The organism is Winogradskyella sp. UBA3174 (genome assembly GCF_002364335.1).
Classification (GTDB): Bacteria; Bacteroidota; Bacteroidia; order Flavobacteriales; family Flavobacteriaceae; genus Winogradskyella.
The window spans coordinates 138,300-159,263 of the sequence record NZ_DEXW01000025.1 but is presented as its reverse complement, the minus strand read 5'-3'; the positions used below and the strand labels follow the sequence as shown (position 1 = coordinate 159,263).

The 20,964-nt window shown below is 32.6% G+C and carries 25 protein-coding genes; 17 read left to right on the top strand and 8 right to left on the bottom strand.

What is annotated here, in order from left to right; genetic code table 11:
* Positions 1 to 4: 4 nt before the first annotated feature.
* From udk to B2U95_RS03130, 13 genes are all read left to right on the top strand, one after another.
* A complete protein-coding gene (gene udk / locus B2U95_RS03190) occupies positions 5 to 610 on the top strand; it encodes a uridine kinase (protein ID WP_296312726.1) in 606 nt (201 codons plus the stop codon).
* Positions 610 to 936, top strand: coding sequence for an FtsB family cell division protein (locus B2U95_RS03185; RefSeq protein WP_296312725.1), 327 nt, complete (start codon positions 610 to 612; stop codon positions 934 to 936). The genes udk and B2U95_RS03185 overlap by 1 nt, the downstream gene beginning before the upstream one ends.
* Positions 929 to 2,311, top strand: coding sequence for a methylmalonyl-CoA mutase subunit beta (locus B2U95_RS03180; RefSeq protein WP_296312724.1), 1,383 nt, complete (start codon positions 929 to 931; stop codon positions 2,309 to 2,311). The genes B2U95_RS03185 and B2U95_RS03180 overlap by 8 nt, the downstream gene beginning before the upstream one ends.
* A gap of 3 nt (positions 2,312 to 2,314) precedes the next feature.
* Positions 2,315 to 2,959 (top strand): hypothetical protein, encoded by a 645-nt coding sequence (locus B2U95_RS03175; RefSeq protein WP_296312723.1) that lies wholly within the window; start codon positions 2,315 to 2,317, stop codon positions 2,957 to 2,959.
* Positions 2,959 to 5,082 carry a methylmalonyl-CoA mutase gene (gene scpA, locus B2U95_RS03170; protein WP_296312722.1) on the top strand — a complete coding sequence of 708 codons (2,124 nt, stop codon included), beginning with the start codon at positions 2,959 to 2,961 and terminating at the stop codon, positions 5,080 to 5,082. Before B2U95_RS03175 ends, scpA begins: the two co-directional genes overlap by 1 nt.
* Positions 5,083 to 5,180: 98 nt before the next feature.
* Entirely contained in the window at positions 5,181 to 6,062 is an 882-nt protein-coding gene (locus tag B2U95_RS03165) for an SDR family oxidoreductase (protein ID WP_296312720.1), read from the top strand.
* Between the two features lie 124 nt (positions 6,063 to 6,186).
* Positions 6,187 to 6,954, top strand: coding sequence for a ParA family protein (locus B2U95_RS03160; protein WP_296312718.1), 768 nt, complete (start codon positions 6,187 to 6,189; stop codon positions 6,952 to 6,954).
* Positions 6,954 to 7,859, top strand: a complete 906-nt coding sequence (locus B2U95_RS03155; protein ID WP_296312716.1) for a ParB/RepB/Spo0J family partition protein — start codon at positions 6,954 to 6,956, stop codon at positions 7,857 to 7,859. The genes B2U95_RS03160 and B2U95_RS03155 overlap by 1 nt, the downstream gene beginning before the upstream one ends.
* Positions 7,849 to 8,451 (top strand): DUF5683 domain-containing protein, encoded by a 603-nt coding sequence (locus B2U95_RS03150; RefSeq protein WP_296312714.1) that lies wholly within the window; start codon positions 7,849 to 7,851, stop codon positions 8,449 to 8,451. Before B2U95_RS03155 ends, B2U95_RS03150 begins: the two co-directional genes overlap by 11 nt.
* Before the next feature lies 1 nt (position 8,452).
* A complete protein-coding gene (gene dapB / locus B2U95_RS03145; protein WP_296312712.1) occupies positions 8,453 to 9,154 on the top strand; it encodes a 4-hydroxy-tetrahydrodipicolinate reductase in 702 nt (233 codons plus the stop codon).
* A gap of 60 nt (positions 9,155 to 9,214) precedes the next feature.
* Positions 9,215 to 10,840 (top strand): signal peptidase I, encoded by a 1,626-nt coding sequence (gene lepB / locus B2U95_RS03140; protein WP_296312710.1) that lies wholly within the window; start codon positions 9,215 to 9,217, stop codon positions 10,838 to 10,840.
* A 25-nt stretch (positions 10,841 to 10,865) separates the two neighbouring features.
* On the top strand, positions 10,866 to 11,477 hold the full coding sequence (locus tag B2U95_RS03135; RefSeq protein ID WP_296312708.1) for a WbqC family protein: 612 nt from the start codon (positions 10,866 to 10,868) through the stop codon (positions 11,475 to 11,477).
* Between the two features lie 2 nt (positions 11,478 to 11,479).
* Positions 11,480 to 11,788: a DUF6122 family protein gene (locus B2U95_RS03130; RefSeq protein WP_296312706.1), complete on the top strand. Its 309-nt coding sequence runs from the start codon at positions 11,480 to 11,482 to the stop codon at positions 11,786 to 11,788.
* Here the strand turns inward: B2U95_RS03130 and B2U95_RS03125 are convergent.
* The 8 genes from B2U95_RS03125 to B2U95_RS03090 all read right to left on the bottom strand — a co-directional run bounded on the left by B2U95_RS03125 (position 11,780) and on the right by B2U95_RS03090 (position 18,216).
* Positions 11,780 to 12,634 carry an endonuclease/exonuclease/phosphatase family protein gene (locus B2U95_RS03125; protein ID WP_339614141.1) on the bottom strand — a complete coding sequence of 285 codons (855 nt, stop codon included), beginning with the start codon at positions 12,632 to 12,634 and terminating at the stop codon, positions 11,780 to 11,782. The two genes, B2U95_RS03130 and B2U95_RS03125, sit on opposite strands and share 9 nt — an antisense overlap.
* Positions 12,635 to 12,810: 176 nt before the next feature.
* Positions 12,811 to 13,686, bottom strand: a complete 876-nt coding sequence (locus B2U95_RS03120; RefSeq protein ID WP_296312700.1) for a rhomboid family protein — start codon at positions 13,684 to 13,686, stop codon at positions 12,811 to 12,813.
* A gap of 2 nt (positions 13,687 to 13,688) precedes the next feature.
* Entirely contained in the window at positions 13,689 to 14,441 is a 753-nt protein-coding gene (locus tag B2U95_RS03115; RefSeq protein ID WP_296312699.1) for a rhomboid family intramembrane serine protease, read from the bottom strand.
* A gap of 3 nt (positions 14,442 to 14,444) precedes the next feature.
* Positions 14,445 to 16,286 (bottom strand): DNA mismatch repair endonuclease MutL, encoded by a 1,842-nt coding sequence (gene mutL, locus B2U95_RS03110; RefSeq protein WP_296312696.1) that lies wholly within the window; start codon positions 16,284 to 16,286, stop codon positions 14,445 to 14,447.
* Positions 16,286 to 16,561 carry a riboflavin synthase subunit beta gene (locus B2U95_RS03105; protein WP_296312693.1) on the bottom strand — a complete coding sequence of 92 codons (276 nt, stop codon included), beginning with the start codon at positions 16,559 to 16,561 and terminating at the stop codon, positions 16,286 to 16,288. Before B2U95_RS03105 ends, mutL begins: the two co-directional genes overlap by 1 nt.
* 7 nt (positions 16,562 to 16,568) lie before the next feature.
* Positions 16,569 to 16,784, bottom strand: coding sequence for a hypothetical protein (locus B2U95_RS03100; RefSeq protein WP_296312690.1), 216 nt, complete (start codon positions 16,782 to 16,784; stop codon positions 16,569 to 16,571).
* Positions 16,785 to 16,941: 157 nt separating this feature from the next.
* The gene (gene ribH, locus B2U95_RS03095) at positions 16,942 to 17,448 is read right to left on the bottom strand and encodes a 6,7-dimethyl-8-ribityllumazine synthase (protein ID WP_296312688.1); all 507 of its coding nucleotides are present in this window, start codon (positions 17,446 to 17,448) and stop codon (positions 16,942 to 16,944) included.
* A 3-nt stretch (positions 17,449 to 17,451) separates the two neighbouring features.
* Entirely contained in the window at positions 17,452 to 18,216 is a 765-nt protein-coding gene (locus B2U95_RS03090; protein WP_296312684.1) for a tetratricopeptide repeat protein, read from the bottom strand.
* Positions 18,217 to 18,355: 139 nt separating this feature from the next.
* Here B2U95_RS03090 and recF point away from each other — a divergent pair, with 139 nt between their 5' ends.
* The 4 genes from recF (at position 18,356) to B2U95_RS03070 (ending at position 20,822) form a co-directional block, all read left to right on the top strand.
* Positions 18,356 to 19,435: a DNA replication/repair protein RecF gene (recF, locus tag B2U95_RS03085; RefSeq protein WP_296312680.1), complete on the top strand. Its 1,080-nt coding sequence runs from the start codon at positions 18,356 to 18,358 to the stop codon at positions 19,433 to 19,435.
* On the top strand, positions 19,432 to 19,851 hold the full coding sequence (locus tag B2U95_RS03080; RefSeq protein ID WP_296312678.1) for a lipocalin family protein: 420 nt from the start codon (positions 19,432 to 19,434) through the stop codon (positions 19,849 to 19,851). The genes recF and B2U95_RS03080 overlap by 4 nt, the downstream gene beginning before the upstream one ends.
* An 88-nt stretch (positions 19,852 to 19,939) precedes the next feature.
* The gene (locus B2U95_RS03075) at positions 19,940 to 20,236 is read left to right on the top strand and encodes a DUF721 domain-containing protein (protein ID WP_296312676.1); all 297 of its coding nucleotides are present in this window, start codon (positions 19,940 to 19,942) and stop codon (positions 20,234 to 20,236) included.
* A 103-nt stretch (positions 20,237 to 20,339) separates the two neighbouring features.
* Entirely contained in the window at positions 20,340 to 20,822 is a 483-nt protein-coding gene (locus tag B2U95_RS03070) for a CIA30 family protein (protein ID WP_296312674.1), read from the top strand.
* Positions 20,823 to 20,964: the final 142 nt, after the last annotated feature.

The following is a 20,964-nucleotide window of genomic DNA, read 5'->3' as shown; positions in this document are numbered from 1 at the left end:
AAAAATGCTTATTATAGGAATTGCAGGTGGCACAGGTTGCGGAAAAACAACCGTAGTTAATACCATTATTAATGAATTACCAGAAGGTGAAGTTGGTGTAATTTCTCAAGATTCTTACTACAAAGACACGTCTCATCTCAGCTACGAAGAACGCGTAAAAATTAACTTTGATCATCCGCGTTCTATTGATTTTGAATTATTAGAACAACACCTTAAAGACCTAAAAGAAAGCAAATCCATAAACCAACCCGTTTATTCATTTGTAAAACATAACCGAACTGGAGATATCATCATTACAAAACCAAGAAAAGTTATGATTGTTGAGGGGATTTTAATTCTGTCTCATGCAGAAATCAGAGATTTGTTTGATATTAAAATATTTGTCCATGCAGATTCCGACGAACGCTTAATCCGTCGTTTAAAGCGAGATATTACAGAGCGTGGTCGCGATATAAATGAAGTATTAAGCAGATACCAAACAACACTAAAACCAATGCATCAACAATTTATCGAGCCTATGAAAGAATATGCCGATATTATAATTCCGAATAATAAATACAACACGGTTGCTGTAGATATCGTTAAGACTATAATCAACGAACGTTTATAATGATAAACTTAAAATCTAAATATCTAAAACCTTTTAAAAACATTTACCTGTTGGTTCTTGTTGTCTTTCTGGTTTGGATGCTTTTCTTTGATGCACATTCTTGGTTGTTTCATCACGAATTAAATTCGGATATTGATGAATTAGAATACCAAAAAGAGCATTACAGAAATGAAATGGCAAAAGATAATAAAGCCATAAAAGCATTAAGCACAGAAGAAGGTATTGAACGCACAGCAAGGGAAACCTACTATATGAAAAAACAAGACGAAGAGATATTTATTATAGAATACGAAGACAGTATCGCAAAACAAAAGCAAGATGAGTAAAACCTTATTTAACGAGTTCGAAGAGGTGTCTTCAAAAGCCTGGAAACAAAAGATTCAAGTAGATTTGAAAGGTGCAGATTACAATGAGACGCTTATTTGGAGAAACAATGAAGGTATTGATGTAAAACCTTTTTACCATGCTGATGAACTTAAAACTTTACCAGAAACTTCAAATAATAAAGCCACAGATTGGAAAATTTGCCAAGCCATTAATGTTTTAGGCGCTAAAGATGCTAATTTAAAAGCTTTAGACGCTATTAATCGTGGTGCTGAAAGTATTCTTTTTACTATTCATTCTGAAACTATTTCTATTGAAGATTTATTTCAAAATATTGATATAGAATTAATACCTATCGCAATTAAATGTAATTTCCTTTCGGAAGGTTTTGTTAAAAAAATAAATACAGTCATTGCAAGCAAACCCATGCAATCTCATAGCTGCTTTCAAACAGACATTATAGGAAACCTAGCCAGAACAGGTAATTGGTTTACAAACCTAAAAGAAGATCACCAGAAGTTTGAAGCTATTGTTAAATCTACAAATCAATTTAGTGTTGATCTGTCGTTATATCAAAATGCTGGTGCAACGATGATACAGCAGCTTGCCTACTCTTTAGCACATGCGAATGAGTATTTAAATAATTTTGACAACAGCATTGCAAGCGAAGCAAAGCAGGTACTAAAAATAACATTCAACGTGGCAATAGGCTCAAACTACTTTTTTGAAATCGCCAAATTAAAAGCATTACAGAATTTATGGACAACGCTAGCTTCAGAATACGGAGTTAATAAAGAATGTCGAATAATCGCAATACCTAGCAAACGCAATAAAACCATTTACGATTATAATGTAAATATGTTACGTACAACCACAGAATGTATGAGTGCAGTTCTTGGTGGCGCAAACACAATTTGCAATTTACCTTATGATGTTTTGTATCATAATCAGAATGAATTTGGAGATCGTATATCAAGAAATCAACTACTCGTATTAAAACATGAAAGCTATTTTGATAAAGTAAATAATCCTGCAAATGGATCTTATTATATTGAAAATATAACAGAGCAACTCTCAGTAAAAGCCTTAGAATTATTCAAAGATATTGAAGCTAATGGAGGCTTTTTACAGCAGCTTAAAGAAGGAACAATTCAAAGAAAAATTAAAGAAAGTGCTGCCAAAGAACAAGCAGATTTTGATGCTGAAAAACTAATCTTATTAGGCACAAATAAACACCCAAATTTAGCAGATAGAATGAAAAATGACTTAGAAATAAGTCCTTTTATGAAAATTGAAAAGCGCAAAACCATAATTGAACCCATACTAGAGAAAAGATTAGCTGAAAATTTGGAAATCAATAGGTTAAATAAAGAATAATGCATGGTATTGAGAAAGCCTATAGTAGTTGTTTTGATTGTTTTTTTACTAAGTCTCATCTCTTGCCTAGATGTTGCCAATGAAATTACAGATTGGACACAAATAACGGACATTAATAAGGTTGATGGTGAAACACATTTTCTTGGCGATGATGGCATAAAATTATTTTTACCGACAACATTTAAAAGATATTCTATGATAGAATATTTAAGAGTTTTAGATTCTATAGTTGTTCACAATAAAGACATGAAAATTGAACGAACTCGTCTAAAGTACATGAGAGAATTAGAAGATAATCATTACATCTATTTCGATAAAACTACAAATGCGACTAACACACTTAATACAATTCCTTACCTACCCATAACGAGACAAGATGCTAAATTTATTTTGGGTATCGTTAGACAAAGCCAAGAACAATTAGCTCTACAAACGGATTTAGAATATAAAAAAATTACTGCTAAACATAACGATAATGGCAATACACAAATATTCAAAGCCATCTTCAAAATAACGGAAACCAAAAAGCAAAAGCAAGGTTTTAAACATCCCTATTATATTTCTTCAAATAATAAAACTGTCCTAATTAACCTTATGGCACCATTTGAAGCCAGTTTTGATCAATTTTTAGAAAAAATGATACTGTAATGAGTAGAAAAAAATTTCAACATATAACATTAAAGCACAAAGCGCGAAACGCGAAGTACCAAGGAGAAAAAGACTTCTTAACCGCTGAGGATATAAACGTAAAGTCAACATATTCTAAAGAGGATATTAAAGATTTAGAGCATCTCAACTTTGTTGCAGGTATTGCTCCTAACCTTCGTGGACCTTACTCTACAATGTATGTAAGACGACCTTGGACGATTAGACAATATGCAGGTTTTTCAACTGCGGAAGAAAGCAATGCATTTTACAGACGTAATTTAGATGCAGGTCAGAAAGGGTTATCTGTTGCATTCGATTTAGCTACACATAGAGGCTATGATTCAGATCACGAGCGTGTGGTTGGTGATGTTGGTAAAGCAGGTGTTGCTATTGACTCGGTTGAGGATATGAAAATACTTTTTGACCAGATTCCACTAGATAAGATGTCAGTATCAATGACTATGAATGGTGCCGTATTACCAATTATGGCATTCTATATTGTTGCTGCAGAAGAACAAGGAGTAAAACCAGAACAACTCGCTGGAACCATTCAAAATGATATCCTTAAAGAGTTTATGGTACGTAACACCTACATCTATCCACCCACACCTTCAATGAAAATTATATCTGATATTTTTCAATATACGAGTAAGCATATGCCTAAATTCAATAGTATTAGTATTTCTGGCTATCATATGCAAGAAGCAGGTGCAACTTGCGATATAGAATTGGCTTACACCTTAGCTGATGGTTTAGAATATATACGTAAAGGTTTAGATGCTGGCATGGATATAGACACCTTTGCTCCTCGCCTATCTTTCTTTTGGGCTATTGGAATGAATCACTTTATGGAAATTGCCAAAATGCGAGCAGCACGTATGCTTTGGGCAAAATTAGTAAAGCAATTTAATCCTAAAAATCAAAAATCATTGGCATTGAGAACCCACTGCCAAACCTCTGGTTGGAGTTTAACAGAGCAAGACCCTTTTAATAATGTTGCCAGAACATGCATAGAAGCGTCTGCTGCAGCTTTTGGTGGCACACAAAGTTTACACACCAATGCATTAGATGAAGCCATTGCTCTACCAACTGACTTTTCGGCTCGTATAGCAAGAAACACCCAAATCTATTTACAAGAAGAAACAAACATCACAAAAACTGTAGACCCTTGGGCAGGAAGTTATTATGTTGAGAAATTGACACATGATATTTCTCAAAAAGCATGGGGACTCATACAGGAAGTTGAGGAATTAGGCGGAATGACAAAAGCCATTGAAGCAGGAATCCCTAAATTAAGAATTGAAGAAGCTGCAGCCAGAAAGCAAGCACGTATAGACTCTAATCAAGATATTATCGTTGGTGTTAACAAATATGTTTTAGATGAAGAAGATCCTATCACTACACTCGAAGTTGACAATCAGACTGTACGAATCCAACAAATTGAACGCTTAGAACAAATTAAAGCAAGTCGAGATACTAATGCTGTTAATGCTTCCCTTTTAAAATTAACAGAAGCAGCTAAAACAAGTAAAGGAAATTTATTAGCTTTAGCATTAGATGCTGCAAGAAAACGAGCAACCTTAGGAGAGATAAGTGATGCGTTAGAAGTTGAATTTGGTAGACACAAAGCACAAATAAAATCATTTTCAGGAGTGTATAGTAAAGAAATTAAAGACGATAAGAGTTTTCAAAAAGCAAGAGAACTTGCAGACCAATTTGCAGAGCAAGATGGTCGCAGGCCGCGTATTATGATTGCCAAAATGGGACAAGATGGTCACGACAGAGGTGCTAAAGTAGTCGCTACAGGTTATGCAGATGTTGGTTTTGATGTAGATATTGGCCCATTATTTCAAACACCAAAAGAAGCTGCGAAACAAGCTGTTGAAAATGATGTGCATATTCTTGGAGTATCGTCATTGGCTGCAGGTCATAAGACCTTAGTACCACAAGTTATTGAAGAATTAAAAGCTTATGGCAGAGATGACATTATGGTAATTGTTGGTGGAGTGATCCCTAAACAAGATTATCAATATTTATTTGATGCTGGGGCAGTTGCTGTATTTGGACCTGGTACTAAAATTAGTGAGGCTGCTATAAAGATTTTGGAAATACTGATTGATTAAAATTTGATGCGGTAAACGCTATCAGTATTATATTTTAAAAGCGCTTCTTAAGCATCTAAGTTTCATAAAACATTATTAAACTACTTAAATAAATTACCATGAACCACACAAACAAAATGCTAAGAGACTGCGCCTTAAAAGGAAAAACAATTGTAGTAACAGGTGGAGGAAGTGGTTTAGGTAAAGCCATGACTAGATATTTCTTAGAACTTGGTGCTAATGTAGCTATTACATCTCGTGATTTAGAAAAACTAAAAGATACAGCTTTAGAATTAGAAGCTGAGACTGGTGGCATGTGCTTACCAATACAATGTGATGTGAGAGAATTTCATGAAGTAGAAGCTATGCATGAAGCTGTTATAAAGAAATTCGGTAAAGTTGATGTTTTATTAAATAACGCAGCTGGAAATTTTATTTCACCAACAGAACGTTTATCACCAAGAGCTTTTGATGTGATTATTGATATCGTCTTAAAAGGTACTAAAAACTGTATTCTAGCTTTCGGAAAACATTGGATAGACACCAAACAAACTAATACGAGCGTATTAAATATTGTAACCACCTATTCTTGGACAGGTTCTGGCTACGTTGTACCAAGTGCTGCAGCTAAAGCTGGTGTGTTAGCCATGACGCGAAGTTTAGCTGTAGAATGGGCAAAATACGGCATGCGTTTTAACGCTATTGCTCCAGGTCCATTTCCAACTAAAGGTGCTTGGGATCGATTAATGCCTGGTGACCTTCAAGAAAAATTTGATATGGCTAAAAAAGTGCCCTTAAACCGTGTTGGAGAACATCAAGAATTAGCAAATTTAGCAGCATATTTAGTTTCTGATTTTTCTGCTTATATGAATGGTGAAGTTGTAACCTTAGATGGTGGTGAATGGCTAAAAGGTGCAGGTGAATTTAATATGCTATCTGAAGTTACCGAAAATCAATGGGATGATTTAGAGAAAATGATTAGAGCTAAAAAGAATAAATAGTTTTTATTATTTGCTTTAGTTTTGTATCAATTAGGTATTTTTAGTTTAATCAATGTTAACAACTTCAGTTTTCTAAACTCACAAATAATCGTAAATTTAGACCTTAGAAAAACCAAATCATTTAATGGGTAAAATCATTGCAATTGCTAATCAAAAGGGAGGTGTTGGTAAAACGACAACCTCTATAAATTTAGCTGCTTCTTTAGGTGCCCTAGAGAAGAAAGTCCTACTTATAGACGCTGATCCTCAAGCCAATGCCAGCTCGGGTTTAGGTATTGATATTGATGCTGTTGAAATCGGCTCATACCAGGTATTAGAGCATACTAAGCCTGCTAAAGATGCCATAGTATCTTCTAATGCACCAAATGTAGATATAATACCTGCACACATAGATCTTGTTGCTATCGAAATAGAACTCGTAGACAAAGAAGATCGTGAGTACATGCTTAAGAAAGCCATAGCAGAACTTAAATCTGAATACGATTATATTATAATTGATTGTGCGCCTTCTTTAGGCCTATTAACTTTAAACGCTTTAACTGCAGCCAATTCGGTAATTATACCTATTCAATGCGAATATTTTGCACTTGAAGGTTTAGGAAAACTGTTAAATACTATTAAAAGTGTACAAAAAATACATAATTCAGCGTTAGACATTGAAGGCTTACTGCTAACGATGTTCGATTCGAGATTAAGACTATCTAACCAAGTGGTAGAAGAAGTGCAAAAACACTTTAGTGATATGGTTTTTGACACCATTATTCAACGAAACGTACGTTTAGGTGAAGCCCCTAGTTATGGGGAAAGTATTATAAACTATGATGTAAGTAGTAAAGGTGCTGTTAATTATTTGAGTTTAGCCAAAGAGCTCATAAAAAAGAATGAATTATAATGGCAAAGGCAACAAAAAAACAAGCGTTGGGACGTGGGCTTTCAGCTTTATTGAAAGATCCTGCTAACGATATTAATTCGGCAGAAGATAAAAACGCAGATAAAGTTGTTGGTAATATTGTTGAACTCGATTTAGAAAGTATTGAGGTTAACCCTTTTCAGCCAAGAACTAATTTTAACGAAGAATCGTTAAGAGAATTAGCATCATCTATAAGGGAACTTGGAGTTATACAACCTATTACAGTTAGAAAATTAGCATTTAATAAATACCAACTTGTCTCTGGTGAACGTCGTTTTAGGGCTTCAAAATTAATTGGACTAGAAGCGATACCAGCTTATATACGAATCGCTAACGACCAAGAATCGTTAGAAATGGCATTGGTTGAAAATATTCAACGTCAAGACTTAGATCCTATTGAGATTGCATTATCCTACCAACGTTTAATTGATGAAATTAACCTTACACAAGAGCAAATGAGCGAACGTGTTGGTAAAAAACGATCTACTATTGCCAATTATTTACGGCTTTTAAAACTCGATCCTATTATACAAACCGGAATGCGAGATGGCTTTATAAGCATGGGACACGGAAGAGCGATGGTTAATATTGAAAGTCAAATTAACCAATTGGGTGTTTATGAAGAGGTAATTAGCAACAAACTATCTGTAAGAGCTACGGAAGAACTTGTTAAGAATTTAGGTTCTAACACCAATTCAACTGACGAAAAAATCATAACACATGAAGTTCCTAAACATATCAAAAAAGGGATTAAAGAATTTTCAGATTATTTTGGACATAGAATAGATGTTAAAATCGCCAAGAATGGCAGTGGTAAGATTACAATTCCGTTTCATTCTGAAGAAGATTTTAATAGAATTAAAAAACTCGTACAACGTGCAAAATAAAAGTATTTATTTTCTTTTGCTGTGTCTATTTTCAGTCTCTTTATCGTTTTCTCAAAAAGATAAAGATTCAATCAGTTTAGGCGAAAATAAAGAACTACTACTCAACAACAAACTAATTAAAAGAGCTGATATTGATCCACTTAGACCATCTAAAGCTGCCTTTTATTCTGCCATTTTACCTGGTTTAGGACAGGCTTACAATAAAAAATACTGGAAAATACCTCTTGCTTTGGGCGCTGTTGGTACAGGTGTGTATTTCTATGTAAGAAATGATAAACAGTTTGACCGTTACAGAAGTGCTTATAAAAGACGTTTAGCAGGTTTTAAAGATGATGAGTTTTATGGACCTGGTGAGACACCATTAATTTCAGATGATGGGTTAATAAGAGCGCAGCAACAATTTAGACGTAATAAAGAAATTTCACTGCTGGTCACCATAGGTCTTTATGCCTTAAATATTATTGATGCCAATGTTGACGCCCACCTACTCCAATTTAATGTAGATGAAAACTTAAGTTTAAGTCCCCATTATCAATACAATCAAATGGAGAATACAGGCGACTTAGGATTAACGCTCAATTTTAAATTTTAATATGAGAATTGCATTACTCGGTTACGGAAAAATGGGTAAAAGTATTGAGATTATTGCTTTAGAACGTAAGCATACTATTTCTTTAAAAATAGAGAGTTCTACTTCAAATTTTGACTTCTCAAACACAGATGTAGCTATAGATTTTAGCCTACCATCTAAAGCTGTAGAAAATATAAAAAAGGCTTTAGACGCAAATATTGCTGTAATTTCAGGCACTACTGGTTGGCTAAATGATTATGATGAAATTATTGATTATTGTAAAACTAAAAATGGAACATTTCTTTATGCTTCCAACTTTAGCTTAGGAGTCAACATCTTTTTTGAAATCAATTTAAAGTTAAGTCAACTCATGGCTAATTTAGATGGCTATTCTACGGAAATAGAAGAAATTCATCACAAACAAAAATTAGATGCACCAAGTGGTACAGCTATCACTTTAGCAAATCAAATCATTGAGCATACAAATTATAAGGACTGGACATTAGATGAACCAAAAGCTAATGAAGTACAAATAGAGGCTAAACGTATTGAAAATTTTCCAGGCACTCATGAAGTTAGTTATAAGTCAGATATTGATACCATAAGTATTAAACACACAGCACATAGTCGAAAAGGATTTGCATTAGGAGCTGTTATTGCTGCAGAATGGATTAAAGACAAAAAAGGGGTCTTTACAATGAAGGATGTGTTAAACATTGGTTAATTTGCCAAAAATTGAAACAAAATAAAATAATTTTCAACCTACTAGATTAAACAACATATTATGAGCTGGACACAGTGGTTTATATTTTTATTGATTTTACAACTTATTCATGGCCTAGGCACATGGAAATTATATATAAAGGCAGGTAGAAAAGCTTGGGAAGCATTTGTACCAGTTTACAATGCTGTTATTTTAATGAAGATTATTTCGCGCCCTTGGTGGTGGGTTATCTTAATGTTTTTACCAATAGTAAATCTTATAATGACACCTGCAGTTTGGGTAGAAACGGCAAGAGCATTTGGAAAGGATACTAAAGTAGATGCACTACTATGCATTGTCACATTGGGCTTCTATCTTTATTATCTAAATTATGTTGCTGATGTCAACTATATACAAAATAGAGAACTAAAACCAAAAACGTCTAGTGGAGAATGGATTACGTCCATTCTGTTTGCTATTGTTGCAGCAACTATTGTGCATACTTATTTCTTTCAACCTTTTGTGATTCCGTCGTCGTCTTTAGAAAAATCACTTTTAGTTGGTGATTTTTTAATCGTAAGCAAGTTACATTATGGCCCTAGAGCACCGATGACGACTGTTGGAACACCAATGGTACATGATACGATTCCGAAACTAAATATAAAATCATATTTATATAATGACAACTTCGAAGAACGTAATACGTCTTGGAAAAACAAACTTCAACTTCCTTATTTAAGATTACCAGGTTTTGAATCTATTGAGCGTAATGATATTGTAGTTTTTAATCAGCCAGCAGATACCTTGTTGGATATGAATAATTTCAACCCAGATCGTAATTATTACAAACCTATTGATAAGAAAACAAATTTAGTTAAACGTTGTGTTGGTGTTGCAGGTGATACTTTAGAAGTACGAAATGGCCTTGTATTTATTAATGGTGTACAAAATAAATTACCTAGTAGAGCTAAGCTTCAATTTTCTTATGATATTGTTTTTAATAATATTCAAATTAATACGCAGCAAAATGTAGCTAGAATTCAGACTATCCTTAAAAAATACGACATAACTGACGGCATAGGTTTCAATAATGAAACAAATTCTTATGTTGTACAAACAACACCTGAAGCTGCAAAAAGAGCGGTACTTCATCCTAACATAGCCTCTATCACTTTTTCTGCAGATGAGAAAGGCATTAAAGATCCTAAAAACAGAATATTCCCGCATGATCAAAATTACGATTGGAATGCTAATTATTTCGGCCCACTTTACATTCCTAAAAAAGGAGCAACTGTTAACTTAACTCCGGAGAATATTTCTGTTTATAAACGCGCCATATCAGAATACGAAGGCCATAGTGTTATGACACGAGGTAATCAAATTTTTATTGATGATGAATTAGCTACAGACTATACATTTAAACAAGACTATTATTGGATGATGGGTGATAATCGCCATAATTCTATTGATAGTAGATATTGGGGATTTGTACCATTTAATCACACCTTTGGTAAACCTGTATTTATTTGGATGAGTATTGATGGTATAAATGATGGTATTAAAAATTGGAGTATTCGTTGGGATCGTGTGTTTACGACAGTTAGTGGTGATGGAACTCGTTCCTCTTATTTAATTCCTTTTATAATATTCATTTTAGGAATCACCTTCTTTAATAGATGGAGAAAGAAAAAGAAAGCTAAAGCTTAATCTGCTTACCTAAACCAAAGACATAATGAGTTGTCTTATACATCCCACCTATTTCCCTAACATAGCAAATTTTACAGCTATGATTAAGGCCAATGTGGTTTATTTGGAAGTTTGTGATAATTACCAAAAACAAACACTTAGAAATCGCACAGAAATTTATGGTGCAAATGGTAAGCTAGCTTTAACAGCACCTGTAAGTTATACACAGAAAAACAGGCAACTCTATAAAGATGTTAAGCTCGCCAATGAAAACGATTGGCAACTTCAGCATTTAAAGTCCTTAGAATCTGCATACCGCATGTCTCCATTTTTTGAGTACTACATTGATGATTTAATGCCTTTGTTTGAAAAACGATTTGACTACATTTTGGACTTTAATTTAAAAGCCTTCGAAATCTTATTAGACTGTCTTCAAACAAATTTAAAGACTTCTAAAACACAAATGTTTGAAAAAGAATCAAAAGATAAAATTAATTATAGACATTTAGTGAATCGAAATTTCGAAATCACTTCTTTAAAACCATACACGCAAGTTTTTACAGAAAAGCACGGTTTTATTCCTAATCTAAGCATCCTCGATCTTCTTTTTAATGAAGGTCCAAATACGGTCTTCTATCTAAAAATTCAAAACCTATAATTATGCTTCAATTCTGTATACATTATGGTTTACATTTTGGTTTACCATTACTAGTAGCCATCTTTTTTTTCAAGAACTATTGGGTTAAAGCTTATGTAATAATGCTACTGGCCTTTGTTATAGATTTAGATCACCTTTTAGCTAATCCTATTTTTCAACCTAACCGTTGTAGTATCAATTTTCATCCACTACATAGTTATTATGCTATTGGTATTTATCTACTAATGCTGTTTTTTAAAAAGACGCGGTTATTTGGAATGGGCTTAGTAGCGCATATAATTTCAGATACTGTAGACTGCTGGTTAATGTAATTTTAATGTCGCTTTTATGGGGTAATGATCAGATAATTTTACATTATAACTTTTAAACCCGTTTACAGTAAAACCTTTGTGAGATAGGACAAAATCAATTCGTAATGGAAAGAATTTAAAATCGAAAGTTCTTCCGAAGCCATTACCAGCTTCTATAAAAGTATCTTTCAAATCATCATCTTTTATTGTTTTGTATATATAGGAATAGGCTGTATTATTAAAGTCGCCTGTAACAATTGTTTTATAGGTGCATTTAGATTTGTGCTCTAAAAATAATTCGACTTGTGACTGTTGTGCTCTAAAAGTTGAACCTACTTGTTTAAATAAGTCACTAGATTTTTCTTCTTTAAGCTTTTCTACATCTGTATCGATACCTGAGGATTGCAAATGCAATGTATAAACCCTAATCGTATCTTTTTGTTTTACTATATCAACAAAAATTCCGTTGTTATAGGTATTAGGAAATTCTAAAGACCCAGAATTTACAATAGGAAATTTCGAAAAAATAGCTTGTCCCCATTTTATGGTATTATCTATTGGTAACGCATTAAAGTTATAATATCCTTCTAAATTAATTGGATCACCTGTACGGTATTCCTGTAAACACAATATATCTGGTTGCTCTGTCTTAATAAATGTGATTATATCCTCTTTTATAGTTTTATTAGGTATCCATTGATACCTATTAAACGATCTTACATTAAAGGACATAACTGAAAAATTCTCTTTGTCTTCTATGTTATTAGATGAAGAAAATTTATACATAGCATTAATGTGGTTAAAACCTAGAAGTAATACCACTAAAGACAATAACAATTGCTTCTTTACACGAAATAACCAGTACATAAAAAACAAAATGTTTAGTATTATAAGTAAGGGAACTCCAAGGCTCAACACAGATAATATAGAAAAACTCTTTGGCGGAACATAGGGCAGTAAATAAGAAACAAGTAATAAAAAGGCAACTAAAGAGTTGACTAAAAATATAATCTTATTACCAAATTTTAACCTTTTCATTTTGGTTAATTCTTTCCTGCTTTAAATAAAAATTCTTTTTCTTCTGAAGTTAAACTCTCATAACCACTTTTACTGATTTTATCGAGAATTAGATCTATCTTTTTTTGATTATTAAACGTATTAAACTCTTGTTTAGTCTTTCCTGCAAATTCCTCTTTAATTTTCTTACGGTAAACCGTCTTTAAGTTAGATTTTGGCTTAAACCAACCTGTAACGCTATCCATAGCACGCTCAAACCCTACTCCAATATCTTTTCCTTCTTTAAGTTTAGTGGCATAAAAGTAACCTAGAATATAACCACCAAGATGAGCAATATAACCACCTTGGTTAATACCCATAAATATTCTAATCACATCAAAACCAATAAAAAATAGGGCTATATACTTCCATTTAACGTTGAATACATTAAAAAGGCGAATTTCAGAATTTGGCATATATAATGCTACAAAAACTAATAACGCACTTATACCTGCAGATGCACCAACTAATATTCCATTTTCAACTTCTAGAAAACTCGGTGGTAATACGTTTGCTACTGCCAAATAAAATAATCCACCAACAATAATTCCTAAAAAATAAACATTCAAAATCATTTTAGTTCTAAATAAATTAGAAGCTATACGAGATAAATAATAAAGAAATAGCATGTTAAATAACAAGTGCCAAATACCACTATGAATAAAACCATAAGTAATTAAAGACCAGGGTTGGACAATAAAATCCATAAAACCAGATGGCAAAACAAAATACTTAATAAAATTGAGCCTCAGCAGACTCGACAGCACTAAATCTAGTATGAACACAACTGTCGTTATGGCTATTATTTTACCAAAAGCGTCTAACTTATAGAACTTATATTTAAAATCTTTTATTGAACTCATAATTAATTCCAACGGTGTTTATCAGATTCATTTTTCTTCCAAAAATACATGAGTAAAAAGCCAGTTAATGCACCACCAACATGTGCCATATATGCTGTATTACTTGGGCTAAATATAGATTGACCGGTTAAACCAGAAAACAAATCTAATGCAATTATAGCCGGAATAAAATATTTTGCCTTTATGGGTACTGGTAGAAAAATAAGCATCAATTTAGATTCTGGAAACAACATTCCAAAAGCAACTAAAACACCCATTATTGCACCAGATGCACCTACCATTGTGGAATTAAATGCACCTACAAATCCATCAAAATTGTCACCCAAAATTGACACCCAACCTGTATTATATTTACCCTCACTTAAAATATTTACTATATCGGATTGTAAAAATCCCGATTCTATTAAAGTAGATAAGCCTGTATTAAATTGAAAGTATAAAAATGCAACTTGAATTGTAGCTGCACCAAATCCTGATAATAAATAAAAAATCACAAATTTCTTCCAACCAAAAACCTGCTCAACGGCTGTACCAAACATCCAAAGTGCAAACATATTGAATAAAATATGAGCAAATCCACCATGCATAAACATATGAGTTACAACTTGCCACAGTTGAAACATATCATTTTTGGGAAAATATAACGCAAACCATTGATAAAAAGCATCCCCATTACCAATAGCCAATGTCCCAACGAACATAACTACATTAATTATCAATAAATGCTTTACTGCATCAGTTATACCTTGTCTCATAGATTACATAAATTTCTTTTCAATATCATCAACTCCTAACGTAATAAACGTAGGTCTATTAGTTGGTGATACATTGGGTTCTTTACAAGCAAATAAACTATTTACCATATGTTCTTGCTCATTGCTATTTAGTGATTGTCCGTTTTTAATGGCTAAACTCTTTGCCATAGATTTAGCCAATAAATCTGTAGAACTAAAGTTAGCATCTGGCACATCGTTTTCAACATCACTAATTAATTGCTCTAAGATAATAGACACCTCACTTTCTGGCACTCCGACAGGCACACCTGTTATCGTTACCTCACTATCGTTTAATTCAGAAAAAACAAAACCTGTATGTTCTAAATCGGACTTTAAATCTCTAATTATTTTGGTCTCACTTGGCGTAAAGTGTAATTGTAATGGGAATAACAATTGCTGACTTGTAGCTTCTTTAATCGTAATGTGCTTTAAGAATTTTTCATATAAAACACGTTGATGTGCTCTATTCTGATCAATGATTAACATACCAGATTTAATAGTGCTTACTATATATTTTTGTTGTAATTGAAATGTTGTTTTAGTCGTTTCAATAGATCCATCACCAAATATAGATTCAGATTTTGAATCACTTTCAAATGTAACTTCACCAAAATTAGGTTTTGTATTATTTCCTTTAGATTCTAAGCCAACATAAAGACTTTCCCAAGATGCAGTTGGTGTTTGTTTATATGAAAACGTGTTTTTGCCAGAACCTTCAGAAAACGGATTAAAATTTTTATCTACTTCTACACCAGGAGCAGAGGCTGTTTTATCCTTATAGTTATAGGGTGTGTTAAAATTACTTTGATGTTCAAAATCTAAAACCGGAGCAATATTAAATTGCCCTAAACTATGCTTTACAGATGAACGCAGAATAGCATAAAGTGTATGCTCGTCATCAAACTTAATTTCAGTTTTTGTTGGGTGAATATTAATATCAATAGTTTTAGGATCTACGGTTAAATTTAAAAAATAACTCGGATGATAACCGTCTTTTAGTAAGCCTTCAAATGCTGCATTAATAGCATGATTCAAATACGGACTTTTTATAAAGCGATTATTTACAAAAAAGAATTGTTCTGATTTTGTTTTTTTAGAGAATTCTGGTTTACCAACAAATCCCGAAATTTTCAAAACTTCAGTTTCCTCTTCTACAGGCACTAACTTTTCATTCGTTTTAGAGCCAAAAATATGAACGATACGTTGTCTATAGTTTTCTTGAGGAAGATTAAACAATTCACTCCCGTTATTATAATATGCAAAAGCAATAGATGGATGTGCTAAAGCGACACGATGAAACTCATCAGTAATATGTCGTAATTCTACAGTATCTGATTTTAAGAAATTTCGTCTTGCAGGAATATTAAAAAATAGATGCTTTACAGCAACAGAAGTTCCTGAAGGAGTCACCGAAACATCTTGAGATTTTACGATACTACCTTCAATCTCAATTGCGGTGCCTAATTCATCTTCTGGTCGTTTTGTTTTTAAATCTACGTGCGCAATAGCTGCGATACTCGCTAAAGCTTCACCTCTAAAACCTTTAGTATTTAATTGAAATAAATCTTCTGCAGATCTAATTTTAGACGTGGCATGTCGTTCAAAACTTAAGCGCGCGTCTGTTACACTCATACCTTTGCCATTGTCTATTATTTGCACTAACGTTTTTCCAGCATCTTTAACTATGAGTTTAATCTCTGTAGCGTCTGCATCTATGGCATTTTCTAATAGTTCTTTAACTACTGAAGCTGGTCGTTGCACTACCTCACCTGCTGCAATTTGATTGGCAACATGATCTGGTAAAAGTTGTATAATATCTATCATTAGCTTTTAGGAAGGAAAATAGACAAATCGAAACCAATAATAATTAAAAATAACAACACCAAAACACCCACAATAATAAGTACACGCTTATTTGCATTATCATTTCTATTGCCTTGATAATCGTCTAAAGCTGCATTCCATTTACCTTTTATCCCTTTTGGCAAATTAACAGTCTGTCTCTGATCATCAAACTTATGTTTAAGTTCATAAGGATTACCTTCACCTTTATAAAAACGTGGTGCATAACTAAATTTTCTATTCTTTTTTAATTTCATTAAAACCTTAATTAATATACCCTTCTAGAATATATATTAAAACAAAAAGCGCTACTAAAATCACTATTAAAGGAAGCAATCTCGTAAATTTATTTGCTTTACGCTTACTATTACCTTTAACATCATTCCATTTAGTCTCGTAATCGACTTTCGACTTTATTTCTTCAGAATCCTGAAAACGAGGCTTATAGCTGAAACGCTTATTTTTTTTTTGATTAAGCAAATTGACTTTTTTATTAAACCTAATGTATCTCAAATGTACTGAAAATACAAAGAAACTTAGCTTAAGGATTCCTTAAAATTATAAACAAAAAGAGTGCCATAATTAGAAAGCAAGGAATCGATAAAATAATTGCTTGTAATAAAATTGAAGTTTGAATCTATTTACTTTGAAGCCTAAGTTCTGCCATTTTTATAGCTGCAATTGCTGCTTCAGTACCCTTATTGCCATGTTTTCCGCCAGAACGGTCAATAGACTGTTGCCTAGTATTATCTGTTAACACACAAAAAATAACAGGAATATCTCCTTTGCAATTTAAATCTTTAATGCCTTGAGTAACACCATCACAAACAAAATCAAAATGCTTAGTTTCTCCTTGTATCACACAACCTATAACTATAATTGCATCTAACATACCTGAGTCTGCATAAATACTCTTAGACATTCTGGCAGCACCATAAGTGAGTTCAAAAGCACCTGGCACATTCCAACGAATAATATTTTCTTTAATAGCTCCACAATCTATAAGCGCATCAAACGCACCTTGCCAAAGGCCTTCTGTAACGGTATCATTCCATTCTGAAACAACAATCCCAAACCGAAAATTTTTCGCGTTTGGGATTGTAGATTTATCGTAATTAGATAAATTATGATTTGCAGTGGCCATAGGTTATAAGCTTGCTTCAGCTTTTCCTACCAATACATCTGCTTTAACAGCTTCTGCAGATTTAGAAAACTCTGATTTAATTCTGTTTAAATAATCTAATGCTTTTTGATTCTCATTTAAATCTATCGCCACACGAGCAGCTTTCAATAAATACATTGGAGTTGTAAATTCATTTACATTAGCCTTAAATGCTTTCTCGTAGTATCCTAATGCATCTTCAGGTTGCTCTAACTGAACAAAAGCATCACCAATAGCACCTTGTGAAACTGGATTTAGCATTTTATCATCACTAGAAAAATCACCAAGATAGGTAATAGCATTCTTGTAATCCTTCAAGTTTAAGTATGACATACCAGCATAATAATTGGCTAAATTTGCAGCAGGTGTTCCACTATATTCACTAATAATATCTAGCATACCGTATTTACCTTCACCACCATTTAAAGCCATAGTGTAAAGTGAATCTCTAGAAATACCACTAACGGCATCATCAAAGAACTTCTTTGCGGTGTACATTTCATTCATAGCATCTTTTGCCTTAGGCTCAGCTACAAATTTCTTATAACCTAAATATCCCAGAGCAGCAACAGCTACAACTAAAATTAATACTACTATATATTTTTGATTCTTAACGACCCACTCTTCCGCTTTAGAAGCTCCTTCGTCTAAGGTATTAAATACCTCAGCGGTCGTTGAGTTTTCCTCAACAACTTCTTCCTTCTCTTTTTTCGTTTTCGGTTTGTAGCCTCTTTTCTTATATGTTGCCATAACTTGTCATTTTGTGCGTGCGCAAAAATAAAATTTTTATTGGGATTTAAAAGCCTATTTATTTGTTATTTTTGAATAATATTTAACACTCAAAAATGCTTTGTCAGGTCAGTAAAACATGGTAAAACATTCTACTTTCATGAATCTAAACACACTATCTTTAGTTAATTACAAAAATTTTGAAAGCCAAGTTTTCGATTTTGACGCTAAAATAAACTGTTTTGTTGGAGCAAATGGTATTGGTAAAACAAATGCCTTAGATGCGATTTATCATCTCGCTTTCGGAAAAAGTTACTTTAATCCAATCGCACTTCAAAATATAAAACATGGAGAAGAATTCTTTGTTGTTGATGGCAATTTCACTAAAAATGAGCGTAATGAAAAGCTCATTGTCTCCTTAAAGCGAGGGCAGAAAAAAATCATAAAACGTAATGGTAAAGCTTATGAAAAATTTAGTGAGCATATAGGTTTTATTCCTTTAGTTATTATCTCACCTGCAGATCGCGATTTAATTACTGAAGGTAGCGACACTAGACGAAAATTTATGGATAGTGTTATCTCACAAAGTGACAAATCATATTTATCGCAACTTATAGCGTACAATAAGATATTATCGCAACGCAACGCATTATTAAAATATTTTGCTTTAAATAATACATTCAACACAGATACACTAGCTATTTATAACGAACAACTTACTAGCTATGGCACTGAAATCTTTAAGAAACGAGATCATTTTTTAAAAATTTTTATTCCCATTTTTAAAGAACGTTACAATTCTATTAGTCAAAGTAAAGAAACTATAGATCTAAGCTATAAAAGCGATTTATTTGATACTGATTTAAGCACACTATTAGATAACAACCTTAATAAAGACAAAGCTCTACAATACACAAGCGTTGGCACACATAAAGATGATTTAGTCTTTTTAATTGATGATTTCCCAATTAAAAAATTCGGAAGTCAAGGGCAACAAAAATCATACTTAATTGCACTAAAATTAGCGCAGTTCGATTTTCTTAAACAACAAAGTGGTGTCTCGCCAATACTCTTACTAGATGACATTTTTGATAAATTAGATGAAAATCGTGTATCTCAAATAATTAGTCTCGTAGACGACGAACATTTTGGTCAGATCTTTATAAGCGACACACATGCAGACCGCACCGAAGCTATTATAAAACAAATTCATCAGTCCTATAAAATCTTTAGATTATGAAAAAGCTATCTCTATTAATTTGTATTTTAATTTTTAGCTGTTCTGAAAATCCTGAAATATTTATAGAACATATCCATGGTTATTGGGAAATTGAAAGTGTAACCTTTTATGACGGAGACAAGAAAGACTATAAATACAGCGAGAGTATAGACTACATTTCTTTAAATGATAGTTTAAAAGGTTTTAGAAAAAAATTAAAACCTGGTATAAACAACACCTATTTTGTAACCAATGATGCTGAAGCTATAACCATTAAGATTGAAAACGATAGTTTAAATATTTACTACAGTACACCTTTTGCTAAGTGGAAAGAAACGGTTTTGAGCGCAACACCAGAGCAACTCGTTATTATAAATGCAACTAAAGCTATTTATACTTATAAAAGTTATACTCCAATAGTATTAGATGTCAATTAACCGATAATATTACTTATATTTAATATTGAGAGGTTCATTTCATTATCTAGTAAAACACAAGAATGATTACCTCCTAACGACAACTAAAATGGCAAAGCGCAATAACGATAATCAGCCCATACAAGACATTCTAAAAGAGTTTGTAAAGAAAAATAATTTACAATCTGGTTTAGATAAAGTTAATGTGCGCGATGCTTGGGTGAATCTTATGGGAAATGGTGTTAACAACTACACAACTGCTATAGAGTTGAAACATGAAATTCTTTATGTACAACTAAGCTCTAGCGTTTTGCGAGAAGAATTGAGTTATGGTAATGAAAAAATCGTTAGAATGCTGAATGAAGCCATTGGCAAGGATGTTGTTAAAAAATTAATACTACGTTAAGTTCCTAAAATTTTCAAAAAAATTTCCCTGTAAAAATGGGTCATCGTATCTTTAGGCTATGACAGTTTTAAAATCAATTCTTCTAATTTTTATAATTCAAACTATGACAGTTTTCGACTTTACAACAGAAAGTAATATTTCTAATTGGAGAATTCTTGATGATGTGGTTATGGGAGGACGGTCCGATGGGAGTTTCAAAATAAATGAAGAGGGTCATGGAGAATTTTCTGGTGATGTATCTCTAAGAAATAATGGAGGCTTCTCATCATTACGCTACTATTTTGAATCTTTTAATAGTAAGAACTATTCAAAATTTGTAATCCGACTTAAAGGAGATGGTAAAGCTTATCAATTTAGAGTTAAAGACAATCAGTATAATCGGTATTCATTTATTTCTGAATTTAAGACTACTAAAGAATGGCAAACTGTAGAAATTCCATTTTCAAAAATGTATGCATCTTTTAGAGGTTACAAATTAGATGTTCCTAATTATAATGGAAACCAAATGGAAGAAATTGCCTTTCTTATTGGTAATAAAAAAGAGGAAAGTTTCAAACTACTTATTGATTCGATTACATTAGAATAATATGTGCTATTTCAGAGGCTCATCAACAAACTTATAGTTAGAATTTTAAAACTTTATTAGACATCAGTTCTAATGATTTTGAAGTATAAAAACTAATATCGAAAACTAATTATTAGTAAGGATTCTTATTCTCAATACAAAT

Excerpts from the sequence above, each read along its gene's own strand:
- B2U95_RS03130 (WP_296312706.1), top strand. The coding sequence starts at position 11,480 with ATGCTTCAATTCTGTATACATTATGGTTTACATTTTGGTTTACCATTA.
- B2U95_RS03155 (WP_296312716.1), top strand. The coding sequence starts at position 6,954 with ATGGCAAAGGCAACAAAAAAACAAGCGTTGGGACGTGGGCTTTCAGCT.
- ribH (WP_296312688.1), bottom strand. The coding sequence starts at position 17,448 with ATGGCCACTGCAAATCATAATTTATCTAATTACGATAAATCTACAATC.
- B2U95_RS03165 (WP_296312720.1), top strand. The coding sequence starts at position 5,181 with ATGAACCACACAAACAAAATGCTAAGAGACTGCGCCTTAAAAGGAAAA.
- B2U95_RS03115 (WP_296312699.1), bottom strand. The coding sequence starts at position 14,441 with ATGAGACAAGGTATAACTGATGCAGTAAAGCATTTATTGATAATTAAT.
- dapB (WP_296312712.1), top strand. The coding sequence starts at position 8,453 with ATGAGAATTGCATTACTCGGTTACGGAAAAATGGGTAAAAGTATTGAG.
- B2U95_RS03180 (WP_296312724.1), top strand. The coding sequence starts at position 929 with ATGAGTAAAACCTTATTTAACGAGTTCGAAGAGGTGTCTTCAAAAGCC.
- mutL (WP_296312696.1), bottom strand. The coding sequence starts at position 16,286 with ATGATAGATATTATACAACTTTTACCAGATCATGTTGCCAATCAAATT.
- B2U95_RS03090 (WP_296312684.1), bottom strand. The coding sequence starts at position 18,216 with ATGGCAACATATAAGAAAAGAGGCTACAAACCGAAAACGAAAAAAGAG.
- B2U95_RS03135 (WP_296312708.1), top strand. The coding sequence starts at position 10,866 with ATGAGTTGTCTTATACATCCCACCTATTTCCCTAACATAGCAAATTTT.
- B2U95_RS03080 (WP_296312678.1), top strand. The coding sequence starts at position 19,432 with ATGAAAAAGCTATCTCTATTAATTTGTATTTTAATTTTTAGCTGTTCT.
- lepB (WP_296312710.1), top strand. The coding sequence starts at position 9,215 with ATGAGCTGGACACAGTGGTTTATATTTTTATTGATTTTACAACTTATT.
- recF (WP_296312680.1), top strand. The coding sequence starts at position 18,356 with ATGAATCTAAACACACTATCTTTAGTTAATTACAAAAATTTTGAAAGC.
- scpA (WP_296312722.1), top strand. The coding sequence starts at position 2,959 with ATGAGTAGAAAAAAATTTCAACATATAACATTAAAGCACAAAGCGCGA.
- B2U95_RS03120 (WP_296312700.1), bottom strand. The coding sequence starts at position 13,686 with ATGAGTTCAATAAAAGATTTTAAATATAAGTTCTATAAGTTAGACGCT.
- B2U95_RS03105 (WP_296312693.1), bottom strand. The coding sequence starts at position 16,561 with ATGAAATTAAAAAAGAATAGAAAATTTAGTTATGCACCACGTTTTTAT.
- udk (WP_296312726.1), top strand. The coding sequence starts at position 5 with ATGCTTATTATAGGAATTGCAGGTGGCACAGGTTGCGGAAAAACAACC.
- B2U95_RS03075 (WP_296312676.1), top strand. The coding sequence starts at position 19,940 with ATGGCAAAGCGCAATAACGATAATCAGCCCATACAAGACATTCTAAAA.
- B2U95_RS03160 (WP_296312718.1), top strand. The coding sequence starts at position 6,187 with ATGGGTAAAATCATTGCAATTGCTAATCAAAAGGGAGGTGTTGGTAAA.
- B2U95_RS03070 (WP_296312674.1), top strand. The coding sequence starts at position 20,340 with ATGACAGTTTTCGACTTTACAACAGAAAGTAATATTTCTAATTGGAGA.
- B2U95_RS03125 (WP_339614141.1), bottom strand. The coding sequence starts at position 12,634 with ATGTACTGGTTATTTCGTGTAAAGAAGCAATTGTTATTGTCTTTAGTG.
- B2U95_RS03185 (WP_296312725.1), top strand. The coding sequence starts at position 610 with ATGATAAACTTAAAATCTAAATATCTAAAACCTTTTAAAAACATTTAC.
- B2U95_RS03175 (WP_296312723.1), top strand. The coding sequence starts at position 2,315 with ATGGTATTGAGAAAGCCTATAGTAGTTGTTTTGATTGTTTTTTTACTA.